Raw genomic sequence first — 2,101 nt, 5'->3', positions numbered from 1 at the left:
CATACCCGGCCCTGGCCGATGACAAGACCATCGTCATCGGCTTCGCCACTGCGGAGTCGGGCTTCATGGAAGCCTATGACAAGCCTGCGCAGGAGGCGGCCTTGATCCGCATCGACGAGATCAATGCGGCTGGCGGTCTGCTTGGAAAGCAGATCAAGGTCGTCAAGGCCGACACCAAGTCCGACCGGGCCGAAGGCGCCAAGGCGGGCCTCTCCGTGCTCGACCAGGGCGCGGATCTCGTGGTCGTCTCGTGCGACTACGACTTCGGATCGCCGGCTGCGCTCGCGGCCGAGGACGCGGGCCGTATCTCCTTCTTCCTGTGCGCGGAATCGGTCAAGGCCGGTATCCAGGGTGTCGGCCCGCACAGCTTCTCCGCGTCGGTGCTGGCGCCCGTGCAGGGCGCGACCATGGCCGAGTGGGCATTCAAGGAAAAAGGCGCAAAGGACTTCTACCGTCTGCTCGATACCTGGACGGCCTACAACAAGGGCATCTGCGACGGCTTCGACTGGATGATGCCGAAGCTCGAAGCCCAGGGCGCGAAGCTTGTCGGTGAAGACACCTTCAAAAACGAGGACGCCTCCATCGCCGCGCAGATCACCCGCATCAAGTCTCTGCCGAAGGAGCCGGATGCGATCATGCTTTGCACGATGATGCCGGGCGCTGTCTCGGCCATCAAGCAGCTTCGTGCCGCGGGCATCAACTCCATGATCCTGAATGGCTCGGGCGTCGACGGTAGTTATTGGCTATCCGCTGTGCCCGATCTGACGAACTTCTACGTCCCCGTTCAGGGATCGATCTATGGCGACGATCCCAATCCGGAAGTGCTGAAGTTCAATGCCACCTACAAGGCGAAGACAGGCGCCGATCCCTCGAGCCAGTATGTCTTTCCGGGTTACGTCATGGTCGACGTCTGGGCCAAGGCGGTGGAGCGTGCAGGCACGACCGATGCCGACGCCGTCGTCGCGGAACTGGAGAAGATGAAGAACGAGCCGACGCTGTTCGGGCCTCGTACCTTCACGCCGGAACTGCATCACCAGAACCAGACGCGGTACCTGATCGTCGAGACCAAGGCCGGCAAGCCGGGTGTTGTAGGCAACTGGACGATTTCCGAGCCGGTACCGATGGAAGCCTTGCTCAAGTAAGAAGATGGGCCGGGTAAGCCCGGCCCTTTCATCTTTTGAGGATCTTGCCTTTGGACAAAAAACGAGGGCGGCCCGCTTGGACCGCCCTCGTTGCCCGATGAATTCAGATTTTCGCTACCCTCGCGCTTTGCGGTAGGAATCCTTGAGCGCTATGAGCTCCCCCGAGAAAGCGAAGATATCGCAGCCGTCGACTTCGATTTGCTGCCCCGCTGCCGTGGTGCCGACGAAGCGCCATGATGAAAGCCCGGTGTCGCCCGTCACGACGTGCCGTCCTCTGGTCCACGCGGCCTTCGGGAAAGCATCGAACAGCGCTGCATAGGCGGCGCGCACGGCGTCACGCCCCATATGCTTGCGCCCTTCGGCATCGGGTCCAGCCGAGCCGTGGAAAGCGCAATTCTCAGCCATGCAGTCCATCAGCGCGCCCACGTCGCGGGCGTTCCAGGCTGCGAGGAACCGGTCGAGCACGGCGAGCCGCCTGGCTGCGAGGTCGCCGGCCTCAACGACCTCGACCTCCAGAAAGGCGAGCGGCGCATCGCCGGCATTGATGACGTTGTGGGCCACACCCGTCCGCCGCGAATAGGGCACCCCTTGAGTGAGGGCGGCTTGCGACTGCGCGCCGTCCGGGCCTTCGAGACCGAGCTTGCCGTCCGTAAGCGGCACGATGACGTAGTCATGGCCATGGATATGCCAGCCGGTCTCGGCCCCGGCGGCAAAGCGCCATTCGGTGACCCGAAAGCGTTCGTCGTCGATATGGACGACCGGTTCGGCTTTCATGCGGGTCATTCGAGTCCCTCCTTGGCAACCGCACCGGTCAGGCGCTCAAGCGTCCGGCCCATGCGCGTCATGATTTCTTTCACATCGTCTTCTGTCGAGATCATCGGCGGGCAGAGCGCGAGCTGATCGCCGATGGCGCGGAAGATGAGGCCTTCCTCGTGGCCGATCCCTGCTGCGATACCCCC

Annotated in this window: 2 protein-coding genes and 1 pseudogene; 1 reads left to right on the top strand and 2 read right to left on the bottom strand. The window is 63.1% G+C overall.

The features are described from left to right. On the top strand, positions 1-1,142 hold a 1,142-nt coding region (locus EN932_RS34785), incomplete at its 5' end, for an ABC transporter substrate-binding protein (protein WP_245483383.1). A 114-nt stretch (positions 1,143-1,256) separates the two neighbouring features. On the opposite strand, the gene EN932_RS39640 is transcribed toward EN932_RS34785, so the two are convergent. Together EN932_RS39640 and EN932_RS34775 are read right to left on the bottom strand one after the other, a co-directional pair. Next, complete coding sequence (locus tag EN932_RS39640; RefSeq protein ID WP_127370413.1) at positions 1,257-1,925, bottom strand: nuclear transport factor 2 family protein; 669 nt, start codon at positions 1,923-1,925, stop codon at positions 1,257-1,259. After that, positions 1,922-2,101 (bottom strand): annotated as a pseudogene (locus tag EN932_RS34775) (aspartate aminotransferase family protein); the annotation flags it as partial. The gene EN932_RS39640 and the pseudogene EN932_RS34775, both read right to left, overlap by 4 nt.

The organism is Mesorhizobium sp. M7A.F.Ca.US.002.01.1.1, from assembly GCF_004022955.1.
Lineage (GTDB): Bacteria > Pseudomonadota > Alphaproteobacteria > Rhizobiales > Rhizobiaceae > Mesorhizobium > Mesorhizobium ciceri.
This window is presented reverse-complemented; position numbering and strand designations above follow the sequence as displayed.

What these genes read in the sequence shown, in the direction of transcription:
- EN932_RS39640 (WP_127370413.1), bottom strand. Translation starts at nt 1,925, where the DNA reads ATGACCCGCATGAAAGCCGAACCGGTCGTCCATATCGACGACGAACGC.